The following is a 21,414-nucleotide window of genomic DNA, read 5'->3' as shown; positions in this document are numbered from 1 at the left end:
AGGGGAGGCGCCCGAACACCCCCCCTTTCAAAACCCGAGCGACAGGGACGTGCCGCTCGGCCAAGGCACGTCGGATTTACCGACGGGCCAAGCTGTAACCCGTGTCGCGCAGGCAGCGGGCATCATAGCCGTAGCGTGCACCTTCCGCCGTCTTTACGCGCTTGGCGCAATACTTGGGCAGTTTGTCGACATGGGTGTAATTCTTCTCAAGGCAGGGTTCCGCGAACATCATCACCTTGCCGTCTTCGCCATCAAAGCTGCGGAAGCACTGCTGCGGCAGCAGCTTGCGGTCGACACGTTCTGGCAGCGGGCGCACTTCGCGCTCTGGATAGATCGTCTCGCGGCGATGCGGTTTGGGGCGCGGATCGACATGGGGGCGCAGACGGGGGCGCTCAGATACGGTGGGGTAATAGCGTGGCGCCTCATAGACAGGTGCTGGACGGCGGCGTGTCACAGTTTCCTGCTCGCGTTCGCGCTTCTTATTATTGTCGTAGATCATCTTACCGACGATCGCGACGCCAGCGATGGCGGCGAGCGTGCGGAGAACTTCCTTTTCATCGGCAGCGGCCGGACGGGAGCCGAAAGCGGTGATGGCAACCGACAGGGCGGCGATGGTAGCAATGAACTTGCGGTACATGGGTCTGGTCCCTTCTCGTTAGTGACGCGTTTCGCAGCGCCCTTGATCTTTCTCGGCCATATCGGGGGCCGTGTTTCTGTTGGTGTCACAAAACTGGGGGCAGGGCCAAAGACAGGCAATAACAGGGGGTCGCTATCCGATAACAAGGTGGGTTTTCGCCTTTGGTTATTGAATATCAGCCGCCAAGAGCGCATCAAAAGCACATGAGAACATCATATCTTTCCTTGCTGACCGCGCTGGCGGTCACCCTGGCCCTGCCCGCTGCGGCAACGGCTGGCTGCTATGCCGATTACAAGGCAAAGCAAGACGATCCTCTGCGCCTCCATTACGGGGTGGCGCAGATCAACGGTGCGTGTGATGCCGCCGAAGCCAAGGCCGAACTCTCGCCGCGTCTTGCGGCGGAAGGCTGGACATTGTTGAATGTACTGTCCGTATTCGGTGACGAAGGCCTGGATCAAAGGAAAGACAGTGCAGGAAAATTCCACCTCCGCTTCTGACATGCGCAGATTTGGCGGGCGTTTCGTGGGCGGTGGCATTGCTGCCGTCGCATTCGTTTTGTTGGCTGGGGCGGCGCTGCTGCTTTGGGCGCTGCCCGATGCCAATGTGTTTAACGCGCGGGTCGAGCGCATCTTTATCGAGAACAACGATCTGACCTCGCAGGCCGAGATCAAATTGCTCGAAATCCTCGCGCAATCGGGCACCGCCTTTTCCGAGACCCTTGCCAGCTACCGTATCGTCATCATCGTGCTGCTGGTCTTTGCCGCCGCCATGCTGGCCGCGGCAATGGTGTTTCTGATTATGCTCATCGGCTTCAACCGCCGCATGGCGCAGATTGAGCGGACGGGGATTCAGGTGTCTTCCCTGCTCATCAGCCGAGAGGAAAACACCGTTTACCTCAACAACCTCGGCTTCAAACTGACCGGCGCCGCGATGGAGACGATGTCTGTCCTTGCCGAGGCGCGGATGGATGATGACGTGCTTTCTGGCTCTGAGATCGAAGGCATGATCTCGGGCCGCAGCCCTGCCGATTGTGACGAGGCCGCCGGGGCCACCCGGATCAAACGCCTGCGCGATACGCTAGGTAATCAGTTGGTATCGGAGCTTCTTGTCAAAAACATCGCCCGGCGCGGTTATATGCTGGCGATCGACAAGGACGTCATCAAAGTCCTTTGACCCCGGCAAGAGCCTGCCCCGAGCGGCTCAGGCGCGGCGGGCCCTAGCCAATGCTGCGCAAGCACGGTAAACGGCAGCCAACTGAATTAGACAGACAGGAGTACTCAAATGGGTTATCGCGTCGCCGTTGTAGGCGCCACAGGCAATGTGGGCCGTGAAATGCTGAACATTCTGGCCGAGCGCCAGTTCCCCGTGGACGAGATCGTGGCGCTTGCCAGCCGCCGTTCGCTGGGGTCCGAGATCAGCTTTGGGGATAAGACCCTGAAGTCCAAAGACCTCGACACCTTCGACTTCACCGGCTGGGACATCGCGCTCTTTGCCGTGGGCTCGGAAGCCACCAAGAAATACGCCGCCGCCGCCGCCAAAGCGGGCTGTGTGGTGATCGATAACTCATCGCTCTACCGCTATGACCAAGACGTGCCCTTGATTGTTCCCGAAGTGAACCCCGAGGCCGTGCACGGCTATTCCAAGAAGAACATCATCGCCAACCCCAACTGCTCGACCGCGCAGATGGTTGTGGCGCTGAAGCCGCTGCATGACCGTGCAGGCATCAAGCGTGTTGTCGTCTCGACCTACCAGTCGGTCTCCGGCGCGGGCAAGGAAGGCATTGATGAGCTTTGGGACCAGACCAAGAGCATCTACAACCCAACCGACGACAAGCCTGCCACCAAGTTCACCAAGCAGATCGCCTTCAACGTGATTCCGCATATCGACGTCTTCCTTGAGGACGGCTCGACCAAGGAAGAATGGAAGATGGTCGCCGAGACCAAGAAGATCATCGACAGCAAGATCAAGGTCACCGCGACCTGTGTGCGTGTGCCGGTTTTCGTGGGCCACGCCGAAGCGATCAACATCGAGTTTGAAGACCACCTTGATGAAGCCGAAGCCCGCGACATTCTGCGCGAAGCGCCAGGCATCATGGTGATCGACAAGCGCGAAGACGGTGGCTATGTCACCCCCGTCGAATGTGTCGGCGACTTTGCCACTTTCATCAGCCGCATCCGCCAGGACAGCACCATCGACAACGGCCTGAACCTGTGGTGCGTCAGCGACAACCTGCGCAAGGGTGCCGCCCTGAACGCGGTACAGATCGCCGAACTGCTGGGCCGTGAGGTGCTGAAGAAGGGCTGAGGTTTAGCCACAGCTATGGAATGCAAAAGGGGGTCAGCGGCCCAGCCCTTTGCGTTTCATCGTAGCGCTAAAGGCTCCCGGAAAGATTTTCGGGAGCCTATTTGATGTCTTCTAAGCGGGACGAAGTTGACGTTCACAGCTAATGCTTTGGCTCTGCCATCACTACGGTATTGCCGTCCGGATCGCTCAACTGCGTAAACGATGCAAAATCCCCGACAACAATTTTACCTACCTTCAGGCCAGCCTTCACTAGCCGCTCATGCTCGCTCGCAAGGTCGCTTACTATCAGCGTCATCGAACCGTGACCTGCCAAATCGGGGTTGGTAACGAGTTGAAAGCCTGAGTCCGCTCCGTGATGCCATTCCTTGAGGCCGCCCATAGGGTCGGCGTCGCTGCGTCTGCCAAACAGCTTCTGATACCAATCCGCACTCGACTTGGTGTTGGTGCAATTCAGTTGAGCATAAATCTTGCGTATCGCCATGCCGTGAGCTTTCCACAATGAGGCTGTCAAAGCAACGTTGGGCTCGAAGCGAACATTGCGCCCCGGGCCCTAACCCCTTTCCAGCATCACCTAATGCAAAAGGGGGCCAAGCGGCCCCCTTGTCGTGTCTGCGCGTCGGATGCAGCGTTAAACCGGCTCAAATTCACCCGACTTCGCATCGTAATATTCCAGACTGCCTTCGCCGATGTCCGTCCAAAGACCGTGCAGGCTCAGCGTGCCGTCCTCGACCTTTTCCTTGATCCACGGGAAGGTCATCAGGTTCTCCAGCGATGTCATCACCGCCTGCCGCTCAAGTTGAAGCTGCTGCTCTGCCGGGTCTTCAACATTCTCGACCTTCTCGTATTTCGGGCGGAGCAGGTCCATCCAGCGGCCCACGAAACTGTCCTGGCCCTCAAGCTCGGGCGCTTTGCCCTGACACATCTGGATGCAGCCCGCGACGCCGCCACAGCTGGAATGGCCCAGTACGATCAAATGCGCGACCTTGAGCGCATTGACGGCATATTCAACCGCCGCCGAGGTCCCGTGCTGCTTGCCATCCGGCTCATAGGGCGGCACGAGGTTCGCGATATTGCGGTGGATAAAGAACTCACCCTGATCTGCGCCAAAGATCGAGGTGACATGCACGCGGCTGTCGCAGCAGGAGATCACCATCGCACGCGGGCGCTGACCCTCGGCGGCCAATCGGCGGTACCAAGTCTGGTTTTCCGCATATCCGGTGGCTTTCCAGCCCTGATAGCGTTGCAGAAGATACGACGGCAGAGCCTTGGCATTGTTCATCTGTAAACATCCTTTGAGACCGTAAGGGTATTAGCGCAGATAGCGCAAATATCTGGCGAATTCGAGAGAAAAGACACAGCCATCGCAACCCTTTGCACATCTTCATAGCCCATGGTGCACCAAGGCCGTGGGGGCTGAATGAAGGGTGACGACATGCAACTTGTGCAAATACGACCGACCGAGCAGGTCTCTGTCGATCAAGAACGTCTTGGGCTGCTTTACACGCAGCTGGGCGAAGTGGGGGCCGAGGATGTCGTCTGCCGTGCGATGGAGGAACTGGCGCTGCGCATGGCGCATTGTGACCGGCTTTACCGCACACGGGATCAGGCAGGTCTGCGCAAAAGCGTGCATACCCTGATTGCCATCGCTGATCAGATCGGCATGGCGCTGGTATCTCAGGTGGCGGAGGATGTGATCCTCTCGATTGACCAGTCTGACGATACCGCGGTCGCGGCGACGCTCTCGCGGCTGTTGCGGATTGGCGAACGCTCGCTGACCGCAATCTGGGACATGCAAGACATCACGATCTGATCGCTTGCGGGTGGCGGTGGAAGGTTTAGGCTGCGCGGCAAATCCAGATTTGCAAAGGTTTGCCATGTCCGCCGAATTCGCCACCGCCTCCGATACTACCCTGCCGCTGCATGTCTTGAGCGAGGACGCTTTAGAGAAATGGCGCGCAGAGCAGGACGCCTCAGTGCAGGCCTGGGTCGAGGCCAGTGGGTTCACCGGCGGTCTGGGGCAAGCGCTGGTGGTGCCGGGGGCGGAAGGCAAGCCGGTGGTGGCGCTGGCAGGCTACGGAAATGACGCGGCGCGCCGTCGTGGGCGCTTTCACCTCGCCGGGGCCGCCGCGCGCTTGCCTAAAGGCGACTACAAAATCGAAAGCGGCTTGCCCGAAGATCAATCCGCGACCGAAGCGCTCGGCTGGCTGCTGGCGGGCTACCGTTTCGAGCGTTATCGCGATCAGATCCCAATGGCCGCAAAGCTTGTCGCGCCCGAGGGGATCGATGCCGCCCACATCGCCGCAGTGGCACAGGGCGAGATGCTGACCCGCGACCTGATCAACACCCCTGCTTCTGACATGGGGCCACCCGATTTGGAAGCTGCGGCGCGCAAATTGGCCGAGCAGCATGGGGCGAAGATCGACGTGACCACCGGCGACGCCCTGCTGGAAAACAACCTGCCCATGATCCACACCGTTGGCCGCGCAGCCGATCGTGCACCGCGCCTGATCGACATGCGGTGGGGCGATGCGGGGCCGAAGCTCACACTCGTCGGAAAGGGTGTCTGCTTTGATACCGGCGGGCTGAACCTCAAACCCGGTGCCTCAATGGGATTGATGAAAAAGGACATGGGCGGGGCTGCCGCCGTCTTGGGGCTGGCGCATATGATCATGGCCACCGGCCTTGCCGTACAGCTGCGCGTGCTGATCCCAGCGGTGGAGAACTCGGTCTCCGGCAATGCCTTCCGCCCCGGTGACATCCTGACCTCGCGCAAGGGGCTGACGGTTGAGATCAACAACACCGACGCCGAAGGCCGCTTGGTGTTGGCCGACGCGTTGGCGCTGGCGGATGAAGACGCGCCGGATCAAATCATCTCAATGGCCACACTAACCGGGGCCGCACGGGTGGCCGTGGGGCCAGACCTCGCGCCCTATTACAGCGACGAAAGTGCCTTTGTCTCCGCGCTCGAAACCGCCGCCAACAGCGCCGCCGATCCGGTCTGGCGGATGCCGTTCCACGACGCCTATGAAGCCCTGATCGAGCCCGGCATCGCAGACCTCGACAACGCGCCCAAGGGCGGCTTTGCCGGATCAATCACCGCCGCCCTCTTCCTGCGCCGCTTTGTGACCGAGAGCAAATATGCACATTTCGATATCTACGGCTGGCAGCCGTCGGACGCCCCGGCCCGGCCCAAAGGCGGCGCGGGCCAAGGTACGCGTGCGCTGCTTGCCGCTTTGCCCAAGCTGCTGGACCTATGAGCGATCCGCGCCTTACGCCCGACCCGGCACTGGTGACAACCCGCCGCGCCGCGCAGATCGGCGTGCCGGTGGCTGACCTCTGCCGCAGGCCCCATGGCCCGCGTGATCGGCAAGTGCTGTTTGGCGAGACCGTGACCGTGTTGAATGAGGCGTCAGGCTGGGCCTATGTGCAGGCCGAAAAGGACGGCTACTGCGGGCATGTTTCGCAAAGCAGTCTTACCGTGCCGCGCGTGGCAACCCACCGGGTCAGCGTCCCGGCCACGCACGTCTATGCGAATGCAGACCTCAAAACGCCTGACCTGCTGAGCCTAAGCTACGGCGCGCCCGTCACGGTCACCACCCAGACCAAGGATTTCGCCGAGACGGCTCAAGGCCATATCCCACGGGTTCACCTCGCGCCAATTGACCAGATTGAGGACGACCCGGCAAAGATCGCCGACCTGTTTCTCGGCACACCCTATCTCTGGGGCGGCAACAGCCGTTGGGGAATCGATTGCTCCGGTCTTGTGCAGGCCGCGATGCTGTCCTGTGGCATCCCCTGCCCCGGTGACAGTGACCAGCAAGAAGCCACGGTCGGGAAACCCGTGAGCGGTGACTACCAGCGAAACGACTTATTGTTTTGGAAGGGCCATGTGGCGCTGGTCGTGGATGCCGAAACGATGATCCACGCCAGCGCGCATAAGATGGCCGTGTCCTATGAGCCGATCAAGGATGCCATCAAACGGATCGAAGCAGGCGGCGACGGGCAGGTGACCGCGCATCGGCGGCCCGAGCTTCCCTAGTCCACCGACCGGATCAGCTTGCGCTCCAGCACCCGCAGCACGGCCTTCAGATCATGGCCGCGCCGCAATATCTGCCCGCCGGTGCCGACCACCGCATACATCCCCTGCCGATTGCGCAGTTTGGGCCGCTTTTCGATCCGGTAGAGGGGTATCTCCGCCGTGCGGCGAAAGACCGAAAAGACAGCCACATCGCGCAGGTGCGAGATCCCGTAGTCGCGCCATTCGCCTGCGGCGACCATACGGCCATAGAGCGACAGAATTAGTGACAGTTCCGTGCGGTGAAAGGCGACCTGCTCGGGTTGGCGTTCAAAGGCCGAGACGGACGATGGGGGCTCAATGCTCATAATTGACAGTTGACCCTGCGGGGGGCCAAATCAAGCCCTGACGTGAACGAGGCCCGGTTTCAAACCGCTTGAGTAGCGTTACAAGAATGTGCAAGTTGACTGAAAAATGAAACACAAAGGCAAATTGGCATGACCCCAGAAGCCCGCGCCCGCAAATGCGCCGACGTGATGTTCGCCCAGGACGCGGCCTCTGCCGGGCTGGGCATGCGGATTGATGAGGTCACCCCCGGCGGCGCGGTCCTGTCGATGTCGGTGCGTGCGGATATGCTCAACGGCCACGGCATTTGTCACGGCGGTTTTATCTTCAGCCTTGCCGACAGCGCCTTTGCCTTTGCCTGTAACAGCTACAATCAAACCACCGTCGCACAGCAAAACCAGATCACCTATCTCAGCCCCGGCCAGCCGGAGGAACGGCTGACCGCCACCGCCCGCGAAGTATCGCGCAGCGGGCGCTCGGGCATTTATGATGTGACGGTCACGGGCGAGGATGGCCGCACGCTGGCCCTGTTTCGCGGGCTTTCCCGCACCATCAAGGGCCAGCTATTTTCTGAGGAGGAGCCGACCTGATGAAAGACCTAACCCCCGCGAAGGACACGCTCGACCCGATTGAGACCGCCAGCCGGGACGAGATCAGCGCCCTGCAATTGGAGCGGCTTAAATGGTCCCTAGGCCATGCCTATGACAATGTGCCCTTCTACAAGAAGAGCTTTGACAATGCGGGGGTGCATCCGGACGACCTGACAGACCTTTCTGACCTGTCGCGTTTTCCCTTCACGGTGAAAACCGACCTGCGCGACAATTACCCGTTTGGCATGTTCGCCGTCCCTCGCGAGCAGGTGGCGCGCATTCATGCGTCCTCGGGCACCACCGGACAGCCGACGGTCGTGGGCTACACCAAGGAAGATCTCGCCAACTGGGGCCAAGTCGTTGCCCGCTCTCTGCGCGCTGCCGGGATGCGCCCCGGCGACATGCTGCACAACGCCTATGGCTACGGGCTGTTTACGGGCGGTTTGGGCATCCACCTTGGCGCTGATGCGCTCGGCCTTACGACGACACCGATCTCGGGTGGCATGACCCCACGCCAAGTGCGGCTGATCGAAGATTTTCAACCCAAGGGCATCACGGTGACCCCCTCCTACGCGCTGTCGATCCTTGATGAATTCGCGGCGCAAGGCATCGACCCACGCCAGTCTTCGCTCGAAGTCGGCATCTTTGGCGCAGAGCCTTGGACCAACGCAATGCGGCTGGAGATTGAGCAAGCCTTCGACATGCATGCGGTCGATATCTATGGGCTGAGCGAAGTCATGGGGCCGGGTGTCTCGATGGAATGTGTGGAAAGCAAGGACGGGCTGCACATTTGGGAGGATCACTTCTATCCCGAAGTCATCAACCCCGAAACCGGCGCGCCTGTGGAGGATGGCGAAAGGGGCGAGCTGGTCTTTACCTCGCTCACCAAACAAGCCTTCCCGATCATCCGCTACCGCACCCGCGATCTGACCCGACTGCTCGCAGGCACCGCACGCTCCATGCGGCGGATGGAGAAAGTGACGGGCCGCAGCGACGACATGATCATCCTGCGTGGGGTGAATGTCTTCCCCACACAGATCGAAGAGGCGCTGATGGCCACCCCCGGCCTCGCGCCACATTTCCAGATTGAGCTATCGCGCCCTGACCGGATGGATCAGATGCGCGTGCTTTGCGAATGTGCGGATGCCAGTCTCCCCGCCGAGGCGCGCGCGGCAGCGGTCAAGGCGCTGTCCGCGCAGATCAAGCAGACGGTGGGCATATCGGTCAAGGTCGAGGTCATGGATGTGGGCGGCGTTGCCCGCTCTGAGGGCAAAGCCGTGCGCATTCTCGACAAACGTCCAAAAGACTAGCCGCAGGTGACCTTGGCGATCTTGCCTTCGGCATCGAGCACGATGTTGGTCCGATCCGGGTTGTTGTCCATGGTGACAGAGTCGCCCTCGGTATAGACCCGCTTCGGCTCAGACACGATGCTGGCCGCCGAACGCGGGCGACCGACCAGACCCCACCAGCTGCCTTCGTTGCAGCCTTCGACCTTTTCGCCCGTCGCGACCTGAGTTTCGGCCTCACTGCTACTGTCGCTGTCGGAGGTTGTGCTGTCACTGGATGGGTTGTTGACCGCCTCCGTCACGGAACGCGGCAGCGGTTTGGGCTTAGGCGAACTCGAAGAGGTTTCCGATCTTGCGGGTGTGGTCTCTGCCGGTTTCGGGGGCGTTTGGCTGCGAACCGGCTCGACCGGGGCCGGACGCGCCACGGCGGGGGCCGGAATCGGGTTCTGCACGGCCGTGGCTGGCGGTTCGACGCAGCCTGCCAAAATCAGGGGTGCCAGAAAAACTACTCTCATGTTCCAAACCTCGTCTTTTCGCATGACGCCGGGACAAGCCGACATTTGAGGCCCAAGAGGTAGAGCCCCTATGGCCGCTGCCAAGTCCCCTCGCCACGCGCCGTATTCGGCTTTTAATTTGCCCCCGCCGGCACCGCCGCCTAAGTTCGTCACAGACAAAGGGGCCAAGCCATGGGTTTTTCGTTTAACCGCAAACGTTTCAAGGATCTTAGCGAACAAGAAGTGCTGGCGCTTGCCATCTCTTCCGAAGAAGACGACGCGCAGATTTACCGCGACTATGCTGAGCGCCTTCGTGCTGATTACCCCGACAGCGCCGCCGTCTTTGACGGGATGGCGGCCGAGGAAGACGAGCACCGCCGCCTGCTGATCGCCCTGCACCGTGACCGTTTTGGTGAGGTCATTCCTCTGATCCGGCGCGAGCATGTTTCAGGCTACTACGCACGCCGTCCGGTCTGGTTGGTCAAAAACCTGTCGCTGGAGCGCATCCGCGAAGAAGCCGCCGCGATGGAACAGGAAGCCGAAAACTTCTATCGCACCGCCGCCGCACGCACCACTGACGCGGCGACCCGGCAGTTGTTGGGCGATCTGGCCGCTGCTGAGGCCGGCCACCAAGACAGCGCCCATGACCTCTCCGCCCAGCATCTAAGCGAAGACAACCGCAGCGACGAAGACAGCCGCGCGCATCGGCAGTTCCTGCTGACATGGGTGCAACCGGGATTGGCGGGACTGATGGACGGTTCCGTGTCCACCCTCGCGCCAATCTTTGCCACAGCCTTCGCCACCCATGACACGTGGACCACGTTTTTGGTGGGCCTCGCCGCCAGCGTCGGGGCGGGCATCTCGATGGGCTTTACCGAAGCGGCCTCGGATGACGGCGAGTTGTCGGGCCGTGGCTCTCCGATCAAACGCGGCGTGGCCTCGGGCGTTATGACCACCGTCGGCGGGCTGGGCCATGCGCTGCCCTATCTCATCACCGATTTCTGGACGGCGACCGTGGTGGCGATCATCGTGGTCTTTGTTGAGCTTTGGGCCATCGCTTGGATTCAAAACAAGTTCATGGAAACCCCCTTCTTCCGTGCGGCCTTTCAGGTGGTGCTGGGCGGCGCGTTGGTATTCGCGGCAGGGGTGCTGATCGGCTCGGGGTAAGACATACCAGCCATTGCACCCCGGGGACGGGCTGGCTAATGCTTGGCGCATGCTCGCGATCTTCCTGAAAACTCTGCCGTTCTTCGCGCTTATCGGCCTCGGCTACTGGGCGGGGCGGACACGGTTTTTCAGCGCTGAGGCGACTGCCTATCTCACGAAATTCGTCTTCTACTTCGCACTATCGGCGATGCTGTTCCGCTTTTCGGCCAATCTATCGCTGGCCGAGGTCTGGGATGGACGTTTGGTCGCCGCCTACCTTTGGGGCACGGCGTTCGTCTATGCCATCGCGAGCCTCGTAGGCTTCCTACGCGGCTTGGACGTGGCGACCAATGGGATCGAGGCGCAATGCGCGGTGATCGGCAACACCGGTTTCCTCGGCGTGCCCATGCTGACCCTGCTGCTGGGGCCAGAGGCGATTGGCCCGGTCTTGATGGCCCTTGCGGTCGACCTGATTGTCTTTTCCAGCCTCATTGTGATCCTCATCACCGGCTCGCGCGAAGGGCAATTGCGGCTTTCGACCCTGCGCATCGTGGGAGTGGGACTGCTGAAAAACCCGATGATCGTTGCCATTACTTTGGGCTTCCTATGGTCCGGCCTGCAAATTCCGATCCCGGTCCCGGTAAACGAATTTCTCGCCATACTGGGCGGCGCCGCCACCCCCGGCGCGCTCTTTGCCATCGGCGCGTCCCTCGCGTTAAAATCTGCCGAAAGGATCGAAATTGCGGGTTGGCTTACCTTCTGTAAGCTGGTGCTGCATCCGTTGTTTGTAGCTTTTGCCGCGCTGTTTCTCTTTGGCGTCGACCCTTACAAAGCCGGGGTCATCATCGCCGCCGCCGCTCTGCCGGTCGCGGGAAACGTTTATATGCTCGCCCAACACTACAGCGTCGCGCCACAGCGCGTTTCCGCCGCCATTCTTGTTTCAACTGCGGCCAGTATCGTAACAGTCAGCCTTGTCGTAGGCTGGGTCTCGGCTCTGTGACACACTCAAATTCGAAAGGAACGCCGCCATGAAAACGATCTCGGAAAACGCCTGTTTCGGTGGCACGCAAGGGGTCTACTCCCACGGCTCAGACGCCTGCAATTGCGAGATGACATTCGGCCTGTTCCTGCCCGCCGAGGCCCAAGACGGCCCGGTGCCGGTGCTGTGGTATCTTTCGGGCCTGACCTGCACCCATGAGAACGCCATGACCAAAGCAGGCGCGCAGCTTTGGGCCGCCGAGCATGGCATCGCACTGGTGTTTCCTGATACCTCGCCGCGCGGCGAGGATGTGGCGGATGATGAGGCCTATGATCTCGGCAAGGGCGCGGGTTTCTACGTCAACGCGACCCAAGACCCTTGGGCCAAACACTATCAGATGTGGGACTATCTGGCCGAGGAACTGCCCGCCTTGCTGGGCGAAAACTTCGCCCTCGACATGGAGCGCCAAGGCATCACTGGCCACTCCATGGGCGGCCACGGCGCGCTGACGCTGGCGATGAACCTGCCCGGGCGCTTCCTCTCGGTTTCGGCCTTTGCGCCAATCACCCATCCGACGTCGAGCGACTGGGGCAAGAAGCAGCTCAGCGCCTATCTCGGCACGGATGAGGCCACATGGGCCAAGCACGACAGCACCCTGCTGATGCGTGAAAAGGGCTTCGACGGCCCGATCCTGATCGACCAAGGCAGCAGCGACCAGTTCCTCGACCTGCTGCAACCCGAAGCGCTGGCCGAGGCGATGGCCGCCAAACGACAGCAAGGCACTTTCCGCATGCAGCCGGGCTATGACCACAGCTACTTCTTCGTCGCGAGCTTCATGGAAGACCACGTCGCCTTCCACGCCGACGCGCTCTATGCGGGCTGAGCTATGACCGCGCTTTACATCGACGCCGACGCCTGCCCCGTCAAAGCCGAGGCCGAGCGGGTCGCGACGCGGCACAGGGTCACCATGTACCTCGTCTCGAACGGGGGCCTTCGCATGTCGCAAAATCCGCTGGTCGAGGTGGTGATCGTGCCAGATGGGCCGGACGTGGCCGACATGTGGATCGCCGACCGCTGCGGGCCGGGCGATGTGGTGGTGACCGGGGACATCCCGCTGGCCGCCAAATGCGTCGAAGCGGGCGCGCGGGTGCTCAAACACAACGGCGAAGCGCTGACGGCGGCTAACATCGGCAACGTGTTGGCGACCCGCGACCTGATGACTGACCTGCGCGCCGCCGACCCCTTTCGCCAGGGCGGCGGCAAGGGGTTTACAAAGGCCGACCGCTCCCGTTTCCTCGAAGCGTTGGAGCGGGAATTGCGCGCTGCGGCACGGGGTTAGCCCGAGAGTGAAGGAACGAACAGAATGACACCGCAAGCCGTGGTTTTCGACATTGGCAATGTGCTGATCGAATGGCAACCCGAGCGTTTTTACGACAGCGCCATCGGGGAGGTTCGCCGTCGCGCCATGTTCGACGCCGTCGATCTGCACGGCATGAACGACCGCGTCGACAGCGGCGAAAACTTTCGCGACACGATCTATGCCGAGGCCGAGGCGACGCCCGATTGGCGCGACGAAATCCGCCTCTGGCACGACCGTTGGATCGAGATGGCAGCCCCGGTGATCGACCATTCGCTGCGGCTGATGAAAGCGCTGCAAGCCCGCGATGTACCGGTGTTCTCGCTCACCAACTTTGGCATCCAAAGCTACGACCTCGCCGCGACGCACTACCCCTTCCTGCGTGAATTTGACCGTGATTTCATCTCGGGCCACCTCGGCATGATCAAACCCGCGCCTTCGATCTATGAAGCGGTCGAGCAAGGCAGCGGCCTGCCGGCGCAAGCGCTGCTTTTCACTGACGACCGCGCCGACAACATCGCCGCCGCTGCCGCCCGCGGCTGGCAGACGCATCACTTCACTGGCCCGCAGGGCTGGGCCGACCGTTTGGTGGCCGCAGGGTTGTTGAGCGAGAAGGAGGCCGCATGACCGATATTCCCAACATTTCCTTTGATGAGGGCGAAGCCCTACTCGATTGGCTCGCGCTGACCGATGCGCTGGCGGCAGGGCATGATCTGCCAAAGGCCGAGATCGGCGATACCTTCCTCTATCGCGGCAAAGACACGCTGCTCAGCCGTGCCGCGTGGATTGACGGGCTGGGCATCGCGGTGAAATCGGCGACGATCTTCCCCGACAATCCGAGCCACGAGGTGCCAATGGTCAACGGCGGCGTCTCGCTTTTTGATGACGAGACCGGAACGCTCGCCGCCCTCGTCGACTTCCACCTCGTGACAAAATGGAAGACCGCCGGAGACAGCCTCTTGGCCGCCCGCCGTCTCGCCCGCCCGGACAGCGAAAACATCCTGATCGTCGGCGCAGGCACCCAAGGCCGCGCCCTGCACGCCGCCTATTCCGCAGCCTTTCCAAACGCCCACTTCACCGTCTGGAACCGCACCGCCAAAAACGCCGAGGTCATGGCCGCCGAACTGCCCGGCCTCGCTGTAGCGACGGACCTTGAACAGGCCGTGCGCAAAGCCGACATCGTGACCAGCGCCACCATGTCCACCGAACCGCTGATCATGGGCGACTGGTTGCAACCGGGTCAGCACGTGGACCTGATCGGCGCCTACCGCCCCGACATGCGCGAGGTCGATGATTCAGCCTTGCTGCGCGCGCGGGTCTTTGTCGACAGTTTCGACACCACTGTGGGCCATATTGGAGAGATCAACATCCCGCTTGAAGCAGGCACCATCTCCCGCGACCACCTGATCGCCGATTACTACGACCTGCCCCGCTTCACCCGCCAAAGCGACGACGACATCACCCTGTTCAAAAACGGCGGCGGCGCGCATCTGGACCTGATGACTGCGCGCCACATCCTCGAACGCTGTCAGGCGCGTTAAGCCGTCACCAGCCCCTCCAGCCGCTTTTCGCGGATCGGCAGATGCACCACGGCGCTGAAGGCCCCCACTGCCACGCCGACCCACCAAACGCCGGTGTAGCTGCCGTAGATGTCATACATCCGCCCGCCCAGCCAAACGCCAAGGAAACTGCCCAACTGGTGGCTGAAAAACACGATGCCATAGAGCGTGCCCATGTAGCGCAGCCCGTAGATATGCGCGACGAGGCCCGAGGTCAGCGGCACGGTAGCCAGCCAAAGCGCGCCCATACCCACGGAGAACAGGATCACCGTCACGGGTGTGATTGGGAACATGATGAACAGCGCGGCGATGACCGTGCGTCCGACATAGATGGCCGCGAGAAGGTACTTCTTGGAGTATCGTTTGCCCGCCCAACCGGCCAGCAGCGTGCCCGCGATATTCGCCAAGCCGATGAGCGAAATGGCCACGGCACCGAGCGCGGAGGTGGTCGTTATGCCGATGTTATGCAGCACCCCTCCGGCAAGGATCGGGCCACACATCTCGGTCACAAAGGCCGGGAAATGCGCGGTGATAAAGGCGAGTTGATAACCGCAGGAAAAGAACCCCAGAAAGATCAGCGTATAAGACGGATCGCGAAAGGCTTTGCCGAGGATTTCCCCCATGGACTCCTCAAGCTCGGCCCGGCTGGCGATCGCGGGTGCGCGCATCATCGGCAGGGTCAGCAGCATCGCGAGGATCACGGCGGCGAAACTGACAAAGGTCATCTGCCAAGACATGAAACTCAGCATCCATTCCGCCACCGGCGCGCCGAACACTTGCCCCGCACTGCCCGCCGCCGTGGCAATCGCCAGCGACATCGAGCGGTTGTCATCAGAGGACGCCCGCCCCACCACCGCCAAGATCACCCCAAAGCCCGTGCCCGCGATGCCAAACCCCACCAGCCACGCATAGGTCTGATGCTCGATCGGCGTGGCGGAGTTGGCCGACAGCAGAAGCCCCAAAGCATAGACCACCGCGCCGATGATGATCGCTTTGCGGTCGCCGATCTTCTCGGCCAAGGCGCCAAAGATCGGCTGGCCGATGCCCCAAGCGAGGTTCTGGATCGCGATGGCGAGGGAAAATTCACTGCGCGCCCATGCGAATTCCTCGGCGATTGGGATCTGAAAGACCCCAAAGGAGGCGCGCACGGCGAAGCTGACCATGATGATGATACAGCCGACGATCAGGACCGGGGTGAAAAGAGGGGCGCGGCTTTGCATGGGGGTCTCCGGTCTGTTTGCGCGCAGATTATGGGTTTCCCCGGCCCCGTCAATCGCGCTTGCGTCCAGCGGTAAGGCTGGCCAGCGCCTGCCCCCTGCCCTAAACCTATGCGGCAGAACGGGAATTGAGGGTCGCCCTATGGACGAGATCGACAGCAAGATCATCGCAGAACTGCGCCGCGATGCGCGGATGTCCTATTCCGCCCTCGCGGCCATCACCGGACTGTCGCGGGTCACGGTGCGGGCGCGGGTGGAGCGGCTGGTGAACTCCGGTGCGATCCTTGGCTTTACGCTAATCCTGAAGGAAGACATGCAGCACAGCCCGATCCGGGGCCATACTTTGCTGGCCATCGAAGGAGCCGGAACCGACCGGATCAAACGCCTGCTGGCCGGGATGCCCGCCGTGCAGGCGATCCACGCGACCAATGGCAAATGGGATTTGATTGTCGAGACCGGGACCGAGACCGTCGAAGAACTCGACAGCGTGCTGGGAAAAATTCGCCGTATTCAGGGGGTAACGTCGAGCGAGACAAACCTGCTGCTCGCCACCCAGATGACTGTTACGAAATAACAGCTACTCCGCCGAGAGCAGCAGCACCTCAACCCGGCGGTTCTGTTCGCGACCTGCCTCGGTCAGGTTGCTGGCACGCGGGGCGAGGTAGCCCGCGCCCTGCGCTTCAACCCGCCCTGCCGCGATCCCGTGGCTGTCTACCAGCCGTTGCCGCACGGCTTCCGCCCGTTTGCGGGATAGGGCGATGTTGCCCTCGAGCCCGCCCACGGCATCAGTATGCCCCACCAAAGCCACCCGCAAATTTGGCTCAGCCTTCAGCAACTCGGCCAACTGCTCAAGCGTTTTGAACGGGCCAGCGCCGAGGTCGGATGTGCCCGTTTCAAAGTCCAACCGTTCCAGTACCAACTGCCCGTCACGTTTCAAGATAGAGCCCAGATCACCCGCGGCTGATGAGATCGGCGCCGCGGCGGTCGCCTCTGCCGTGATCGCGCTTCGCTCGGCCTCGGGCGCGTCGGCGCTGCTGGCTTGGATGATCTGCACATAGGCCGAGGTCGCAGCCGTGCTGGCGAGGATGCTGACGGCTTGGCTTGGTGTCCCCGCCTCGCTCCGGCGCAAGGCGGTGACCACGTGGAAAGACCGCAGGTTGACGTACATATTCGGCCCCGGCAGCACCTCAATGGCAAAGCGGAAATCGAAACCGCCGCATTCCTTCGCGGTGCAATCGAGCACGATCTCATAGCCCGCCTCGCTCAACTGTCGCCGCAGCGGGCGCATCACCTGCAAAGCCGTGAGCCCCGGCGTATCCAACCGCCATGCCGCCCGGCGCACGTCGCCGTCGATGTTGACCCGCGCCACCTGCCCTTCGGCATAGACCCCCACCGGCGCGGCGTAGCGGTCCGGGGCCGTGTTACGCTCAGCCGTAAGCCGCGCCGTGCTGGGCAGGGCAAGGTCGAGCGCGGCCACAGGTGCGGCAAACAACAGCGCGAAAAGGGCCGCGCTGAGGCCTCTGCGGATCATCGTGCCTGCGCGTGGTAGTCGTCGTTCGGACGCATGTCGGTGCCGCTGGCCACGCGGTTGGTCATGTTGAAGAACCCGGCCACGCTGGCGATGTCAAAGATGTCGCGGTCGGTGAAGCCCGCGTCGCGCAGGGCCTGCCGGTCGGCTTCTTCAACCTTGGCGCTGGCCTCGGTCAGCTTCACGGCGAAATCCAGCATAGCGCGTTGCTTTTCGGTGATCTTGGCCACGTGGTAATTCATCACCAGCGCCTCGCCCAGTTGCGGATCGCCCGACAACTCGCGCACCGCAGCACCGTGGGCGACGAGGCAGTAGTAGCATTTGTTGACCGACGATACCGCCACCGCGATCATCTCGCGCTCCAGCTTGCTGAGCGCGCTGTCGCCCAGCATCAGATCGTTATACATGGCCGCGAAGGCGTTGAGCTTGTCGATGTCAAAGGCATAGGCCCGCAGCACATTCGGCACCATCCCAAGCTTTTCCTGACAGACGTCGAAATATTTCTGCGTCGCCTCAGGCAGCGGATCGACCATCGGCAGGTCGAGGGCGGTGGGCATGTCTTTGGCCATGGACGGCTCCTTTATTCCGGGCATTGACGGTAATGATAGCGCCCGACCGGGGCAAAGCCCAGCTTGGCATAGAGCGCCTGTGCGCGGCTATTGGCCTCGACACAGAGCACCGACAGACGGTCAGCGCCCTGCGCCGCGCCCCAATGCGCCGCAGCGCGCATGATCCATGTGGCGACGCCTTGGCGCTGCTGGTGGGGCAAGACCTCAACCGCGTGAACCATGCAGATGCCCTCATACACGGCGGCAAAGGCAACACCGGCGGGTTTTTCGTTCCAACGGGCAAGGATGCCCGTCTTGGTCGCGGCGCGGTCCATCACGGCGAGGCGCGCAGGGCCGATACCGCCAGCCGCCCAGATCTCGGTCATGATGGCCAGCGGCTCCCAAATGCAAAAGGCCGTGACCGGGGGCATGGGCACGTCGGTCAGGTTGTGCAGCGGCATGCTCAGCACGGTGGTCGGGTCCAGCACGTTGTAGCCGCGCGCGGCGAGGAGATTGTCAAGCGCGGTCTCGCCTTCGCGCAGCATGAAGAGCGGTCGCTGGCCCATCTCGCGCATGGCGGCTTCGGCCTGAGGGATATCCGCGTCCGTGACCGTGCCATTCGCTGTGGCGGCCGAGACGCGTTTGCCCCCGCCCTGTCCTTCGCGCAGGGTCCATGGCCCGAGATCAATCCGCCGTGCCGCAGGCCATGTCCGATCCCCGGATTCGTAAAACGCATGTGCTTCGCTCATGCGAAAGCGGCCTTAAGCTTGTCCATCGCGGCCTCGACCATCCCCGGATCGCTGCCCCGGATCACCACATGGGCGCCATAGATGCCGTCTTTCTGAAACGGGTAACTGCCCATCGACAGATGCGGATATTCCTTGGCCAACACCCCCAGCGGGCCAGCGATGTCCCCCTCGCCCCAGTCGATGCGCAGGGTCTGGCTGATCAGGGGCCGCCCGCCCGTCAGCCCCGGCAGGACGCTGGCCACCATCGCCTCGAACACCGCAGGCACCCCGGCCATGACATGGACGTTTTCGACCACAAAGCCCGGCGCGGCGGAGACCGAGTTTTCGATCAACGCGGCCCCATCGGGGATACGCGCCATGCGCAGGCGGGCGTCGTTCAACTCGGTCCCGGCGCGGGCGTAGTGTTCGGCTAATATCTGGCGCGCATCGTCGCGCACGCCGATCTCGCGGTTAAAGGCGGCGGCAATGCAATCGGCGGTGATGTCATCATGGGTCGGCCCGATGCCGCCTGAGGTGAAGACGTGAGTATAGGCGACCGAGAGCGCCTGCACGGCGGCGATGATCGCCCCGTGATCGTCCGAGACCACGCGCACCTCTTTCAAATCAATGCCCACTTCGGTCAGCGCTCCGGCGAGGTGGTGCATATTGCTGTCGCGGGTCCGGCCCGAGAGGATTTCGTCGCCGATGACGATCATCGCAGCGGTGGGGTTCGACATGGGGCGGCTCCTTGAGGATGGCGTCTCTTCGGTATAGGCCGCCCCCCATGCGCTTTCAAACCCAACTTGTCCCCGCCCGGCTGATCCGCCGCGACAAACGCTTTCTGGCCGATTGCGTTTTGGAAGAAACGGGTGAGGAAGTGACCGCCCATTGCGCCAACCCCGGCTCGATGATGGGGCTGGCGGAACCGGGCAGCCGGATTTGGCTGGAGCCGAACGACGACCCTAAGAAAAAGCTGAACTACGGCTGGCGGCTGGTCGATCACGAGAACGGGCATTTCACCGGGGTCGACACCGCCCTGCCCAACCGCGCCATGCGGGCGGCATTAATCGCACGCGAGGTCGCGCCGCTGGCGGCTTACTCTGAGGTACGGCCCGAGGTGAAATACGGCGAGAACTCCCGCATCGACTTTCTGTTGCGCGGGGACGGACTGCCGGATGCCTATGTCGAGGTAAAATCAGTCACGCTCTCGCGGCAGGCCGGGCTGGCCGAGTTCCCCGACAGCGTCACCAAACGCGGGGCGAAACATCTGGGCGAACTGGCAAAGATGGCGCAGGCCGGGCACCGGGCCGTACTGCTCTATCTGGTGCAGCGGACCGATTGTACCGAGATGCAACTGGCCGCGGACATCGACCCCGCCTATGCCGCCGCCTTTGAGGCCGCCCGCGCCGCGGGGCTGGAAACCTATGCGATTGGCACCCATATCACGCCAGAAGCCGTGATTTTGGCCAAACCACTTACCCTTCTGGGTTGAGGCGCACTGGCCCTCCCCCAAAAGCCACGCTAGATAGGAGCGAACACAAGGATGGAGAGAGCGGTGAACAACGCACACCGAGGCCGCCAGACACGCGACGGCATTCGCATTTACGAACCCTCGGATCACGCGGGGATGCAGGCGGCTGGCCGTCTGGCCGCGACGATCCTTGATGAGATCGCCGAGCATGTCTTTCCGGGTCAGACCACGGGCACGCTCGACAAGTTGATCGAAGAGAAGGTCAATGCCGCCGGCGCGAAATCCGCGACCATCGGTTACAAGGGCTACCAGCACGCGAGCTGCATCTCGGTGAACCATGTGGTTTGCCACGGTATCCCGAGCGACAAGAAGCTCAAGGACGGCGACATTCTGAACATCGATGTCACGGTGATCGTCGATGGTTGGTTCGGTGACACCAGCCGCATGTATGTGGCAGGCAAATTGTCGCGTAAGGCGGAGCGGCTAATCAACGTGACCCATGACAGCCTGATGCGCGGGATTGAAGCGGTGAAGCCGGGCAATACCTTTGGCGACATCGGCCATGCGATCCAGACCTTTGTGGAAAGCCACCGTATGTCGGTGGTGACCGATTTCTGCGGCCACGGTCTGGGGCAGGTTTTCCACGCGCCGCCGAATGTGCTGCACTATGGCCGCCCCGGCACGGGCGCTGTGCTGGAGCCGGGCATGTTCTTTACCATCGAGCCGATGGTAAACCTTGGCCGGGCCGAGACCAAGACGCTGGCCGATGATTGGACTGCCGTCACCCGCGACAAATCACTGTCTGCGCAGTTTGAGCATTCCGTCGGCGTGACCGAAGACGGGGTCGAGATCTTCACCCTCTCGCCCGGCGGTCTGTTCCACCCGACCTATAGCCAAGACTAAAGCATTTCTAATTTAACCTGAGGCATATCCGGCAGCCTGAAAGTAGTTTGAACACTCCTGCGGGGAGTACATTGCGCAGATATCGCCAAGGGCTTCGAACACCGAGGTGAATGATCGCGCACTGATGCGTCTGAGGTGAGACTTCAATTTGGAGAAAGCCAACTCAATCGGGTTCAGATCTGGTGAATATGGCGGCAGATAGAGGAACCAGCACCCATGAGCCTTGAGCGCCGCAGCGGCTTCTTTGTTGCGATGGGTCGCGAGGTTGTCGAGAACGACTGCCGTGCCTGGCGCGATCTCGGGGATC

Annotated in this window: 28 protein-coding genes; 17 read left to right on the top strand and 11 right to left on the bottom strand. The window is 62.0% G+C overall.

Annotated elements, in window-relative coordinates; all coding sequences use genetic code 11:
• Positions 1-76: 76 nt before the first annotated feature.
• Positions 77-637 carry a hypothetical protein gene (locus BLS57_RS15300; RefSeq protein WP_093743590.1) on the bottom strand — a complete coding sequence of 187 codons (561 nt, stop codon included), beginning with the start codon at positions 635-637 and terminating at the stop codon, positions 77-79.
• 203 nt (positions 638-840) lie between these two features.
• Here BLS57_RS15300 and BLS57_RS15295 point away from each other — a divergent pair, with 203 nt between their 5' ends.
• From BLS57_RS15295 to BLS57_RS15285, 3 genes are all read left to right on the top strand, one after another.
• Positions 841-1,134, top strand: a complete 294-nt coding sequence (locus BLS57_RS15295) for a hypothetical protein (RefSeq protein WP_093743589.1) — start codon at positions 841-843, stop codon at positions 1,132-1,134.
• Position 1,135: 1 nt separating this feature from the next.
• Positions 1,136-1,810 (top strand): hypothetical protein, encoded by a 675-nt coding sequence (locus BLS57_RS15290; RefSeq protein WP_093743588.1) that lies wholly within the window; start codon positions 1,136-1,138, stop codon positions 1,808-1,810.
• A gap of 108 nt (positions 1,811-1,918) precedes the next feature.
• The gene (locus tag BLS57_RS15285; protein ID WP_093743587.1) at positions 1,919-2,941 is read left to right on the top strand and encodes an aspartate-semialdehyde dehydrogenase; all 1,023 of its coding nucleotides are present in this window, start codon (positions 1,919-1,921) and stop codon (positions 2,939-2,941) included.
• A 139-nt stretch (positions 2,942-3,080) separates the two neighbouring features.
• Here BLS57_RS15285 and BLS57_RS15280 read toward each other — a convergent pair whose 3' ends face one another.
• Together BLS57_RS15280 and BLS57_RS15275 are read right to left on the bottom strand one after the other, a co-directional pair.
• Positions 3,081-3,422, bottom strand: a complete 342-nt coding sequence (locus BLS57_RS15280; protein WP_093743586.1) for a VOC family protein — start codon at positions 3,420-3,422, stop codon at positions 3,081-3,083.
• A 147-nt stretch (positions 3,423-3,569) separates the two neighbouring features.
• Positions 3,570-4,220 (bottom strand): carbonic anhydrase, encoded by a 651-nt coding sequence (locus tag BLS57_RS15275; RefSeq protein ID WP_093743585.1) that lies wholly within the window; start codon positions 4,218-4,220, stop codon positions 3,570-3,572.
• Positions 4,221-4,373: 153 nt separating this feature from the next.
• Here BLS57_RS15275 and BLS57_RS15270 point away from each other — a divergent pair, with 153 nt between their 5' ends.
• The 3 genes from BLS57_RS15270 to BLS57_RS15260 all read left to right on the top strand — a co-directional run bounded on the left by BLS57_RS15270 (position 4,374) and on the right by BLS57_RS15260 (position 6,980).
• Positions 4,374-4,751 (top strand): hypothetical protein, encoded by a 378-nt coding sequence (locus BLS57_RS15270; protein ID WP_093743584.1) that lies wholly within the window; start codon positions 4,374-4,376, stop codon positions 4,749-4,751.
• Positions 4,752-4,815: 64 nt separating this feature from the next.
• On the top strand, positions 4,816-6,198 hold the full coding sequence (locus BLS57_RS15265) for a leucyl aminopeptidase family protein (protein ID WP_093743583.1): 1,383 nt from the start codon (positions 4,816-4,818) through the stop codon (positions 6,196-6,198).
• Positions 6,195-6,980, top strand: coding sequence for a C40 family peptidase (locus BLS57_RS15260; RefSeq protein WP_093743582.1), 786 nt, complete (start codon positions 6,195-6,197; stop codon positions 6,978-6,980). Before BLS57_RS15265 ends, BLS57_RS15260 begins: the two co-directional genes overlap by 4 nt.
• Here the strand turns inward: BLS57_RS15260 and BLS57_RS15255 are convergent.
• On the bottom strand, positions 6,977-7,324 hold the full coding sequence (locus BLS57_RS15255; RefSeq protein WP_093743581.1) for a DUF2794 domain-containing protein: 348 nt from the start codon (positions 7,322-7,324) through the stop codon (positions 6,977-6,979). The two genes, BLS57_RS15260 and BLS57_RS15255, sit on opposite strands and share 4 nt — an antisense overlap.
• Positions 7,325-7,453: 129 nt before the next feature.
• On the opposite strand from BLS57_RS15255, the gene paaI reads away from it, so the two are divergent.
• Positions 7,454-7,891 carry a hydroxyphenylacetyl-CoA thioesterase PaaI gene (gene paaI, locus BLS57_RS15250; protein ID WP_093743580.1) on the top strand — a complete coding sequence of 146 codons (438 nt, stop codon included), beginning with the start codon at positions 7,454-7,456 and terminating at the stop codon, positions 7,889-7,891.
• Entirely contained in the window at positions 7,891-9,201 is a 1,311-nt protein-coding gene (gene paaK, locus BLS57_RS15245; RefSeq protein ID WP_093743579.1) for a phenylacetate--CoA ligase PaaK, read from the top strand. Before paaI ends, paaK begins: the two co-directional genes overlap by 1 nt.
• Here paaK and BLS57_RS15240 read toward each other — a convergent pair.
• The gene (locus tag BLS57_RS15240; RefSeq protein ID WP_167356442.1) at positions 9,198-9,692 is read right to left on the bottom strand and encodes an I78 family peptidase inhibitor; all 495 of its coding nucleotides are present in this window, start codon (positions 9,690-9,692) and stop codon (positions 9,198-9,200) included. The two genes, paaK and BLS57_RS15240, sit on opposite strands and share 4 nt — an antisense overlap.
• A 171-nt stretch (positions 9,693-9,863) precedes the next feature.
• On the opposite strand from BLS57_RS15240, the gene mbfA reads away from it, so the two are divergent.
• The 6 genes from mbfA to BLS57_RS15210 are packed head-to-tail and all read left to right on the top strand — an operon-like array spanning position 9,864 to position 14,694.
• Complete coding sequence (mbfA, locus tag BLS57_RS15235) at positions 9,864-10,838, top strand: iron exporter MbfA (protein ID WP_093743577.1); 975 nt, start codon at positions 9,864-9,866, stop codon at positions 10,836-10,838.
• 49 nt (positions 10,839-10,887) lie between these two features.
• Positions 10,888-11,817, top strand: a complete 930-nt coding sequence (locus BLS57_RS15230) for an AEC family transporter (protein WP_093743576.1) — start codon at positions 10,888-10,890, stop codon at positions 11,815-11,817.
• Positions 11,818-11,845: 28 nt separating this feature from the next.
• On the top strand, positions 11,846-12,679 hold the full coding sequence (fghA, locus tag BLS57_RS15225) for an S-formylglutathione hydrolase (protein WP_093743575.1): 834 nt from the start codon (positions 11,846-11,848) through the stop codon (positions 12,677-12,679).
• 3 nt (positions 12,680-12,682) lie between these two features.
• Positions 12,683-13,135 carry a YaiI/YqxD family protein gene (locus BLS57_RS15220; protein ID WP_093743574.1) on the top strand — a complete coding sequence of 151 codons (453 nt, stop codon included), beginning with the start codon at positions 12,683-12,685 and terminating at the stop codon, positions 13,133-13,135.
• Positions 13,136-13,159: 24 nt separating this feature from the next.
• On the top strand, positions 13,160-13,780 hold the full coding sequence (locus BLS57_RS15215; protein WP_093743573.1) for an HAD-IA family hydrolase: 621 nt from the start codon (positions 13,160-13,162) through the stop codon (positions 13,778-13,780).
• Positions 13,777-14,694, top strand: coding sequence for an ornithine cyclodeaminase family protein (locus tag BLS57_RS15210; protein ID WP_093743572.1), 918 nt, complete (start codon positions 13,777-13,779; stop codon positions 14,692-14,694). The genes BLS57_RS15215 and BLS57_RS15210 overlap by 4 nt, the downstream gene beginning before the upstream one ends.
• Here the strand turns inward: BLS57_RS15210 and BLS57_RS15205 are convergent.
• A complete protein-coding gene (locus BLS57_RS15205; RefSeq protein WP_093743571.1) occupies positions 14,691-15,932 on the bottom strand; it encodes an MFS transporter in 1,242 nt (413 codons plus the stop codon). The two genes, BLS57_RS15210 and BLS57_RS15205, sit on opposite strands and share 4 nt — an antisense overlap.
• 139 nt (positions 15,933-16,071) lie before the next feature.
• Here BLS57_RS15205 and BLS57_RS15200 point away from each other — a divergent pair, with 139 nt between their 5' ends.
• Positions 16,072-16,503, top strand: a complete 432-nt coding sequence (locus BLS57_RS15200) for an Lrp/AsnC family transcriptional regulator (RefSeq protein WP_093743570.1) — start codon at positions 16,072-16,074, stop codon at positions 16,501-16,503.
• 3 nt (positions 16,504-16,506) lie between these two features.
• On the opposite strand, the gene BLS57_RS15195 is transcribed toward BLS57_RS15200, so the two are convergent.
• The 4 genes from BLS57_RS15195 to BLS57_RS15180 are packed head-to-tail and all read right to left on the bottom strand — an operon-like array spanning position 16,507 to position 19,470.
• Positions 16,507-17,460, bottom strand: coding sequence for an OmpA family protein (locus tag BLS57_RS15195; RefSeq protein ID WP_093743569.1), 954 nt, complete (start codon positions 17,458-17,460; stop codon positions 16,507-16,509).
• On the bottom strand, positions 17,457-18,026 hold the full coding sequence (locus BLS57_RS15190; RefSeq protein ID WP_093743568.1) for a peroxidase-related enzyme: 570 nt from the start codon (positions 18,024-18,026) through the stop codon (positions 17,457-17,459). Before BLS57_RS15190 ends, BLS57_RS15195 begins: the two co-directional genes overlap by 4 nt.
• An 11-nt stretch (positions 18,027-18,037) precedes the next feature.
• Entirely contained in the window at positions 18,038-18,754 is a 717-nt protein-coding gene (locus BLS57_RS15185; RefSeq protein ID WP_093743567.1) for a GNAT family N-acetyltransferase, read from the bottom strand.
• Complete coding sequence (locus BLS57_RS15180; protein WP_093743566.1) at positions 18,751-19,470, bottom strand: competence/damage-inducible protein A; 720 nt, start codon at positions 19,468-19,470, stop codon at positions 18,751-18,753. The genes BLS57_RS15185 and BLS57_RS15180 overlap by 4 nt, the downstream gene beginning before the upstream one ends.
• A gap of 47 nt (positions 19,471-19,517) precedes the next feature.
• Between BLS57_RS15180 and sfsA the strand changes: the two genes are divergently transcribed.
• Both sfsA and map read left to right on the top strand, forming a co-directional pair.
• Positions 19,518-20,225, top strand: coding sequence for a DNA/RNA nuclease SfsA (gene sfsA, locus BLS57_RS15175; RefSeq protein ID WP_093743565.1), 708 nt, complete (start codon positions 19,518-19,520; stop codon positions 20,223-20,225).
• A gap of 51 nt (positions 20,226-20,276) precedes the next feature.
• Positions 20,277-21,107 (top strand): type I methionyl aminopeptidase, encoded by an 831-nt coding sequence (gene map, locus BLS57_RS15170; protein ID WP_093743564.1) that lies wholly within the window; start codon positions 20,277-20,279, stop codon positions 21,105-21,107.
• Positions 21,108-21,119: 12 nt separating this feature from the next.
• Here map and BLS57_RS15165 read toward each other — a convergent pair.
• Positions 21,120-21,414, bottom strand: a 295-nt coding sequence (locus BLS57_RS15165; protein ID WP_208597585.1) for a transposase, incomplete at its 5' end; no start/stop codon positions are given.

This window comes from Sulfitobacter delicatus, assembly GCF_900102535.1.
In the GTDB taxonomy this organism is placed as follows: domain Bacteria; phylum Pseudomonadota; class Alphaproteobacteria; order Rhodobacterales; family Rhodobacteraceae; genus Sulfitobacter; species Sulfitobacter delicatus.
Note: the sequence above shows the minus strand (reverse complement) of the source record. Positions and strands in the feature narration are given on the sequence as shown.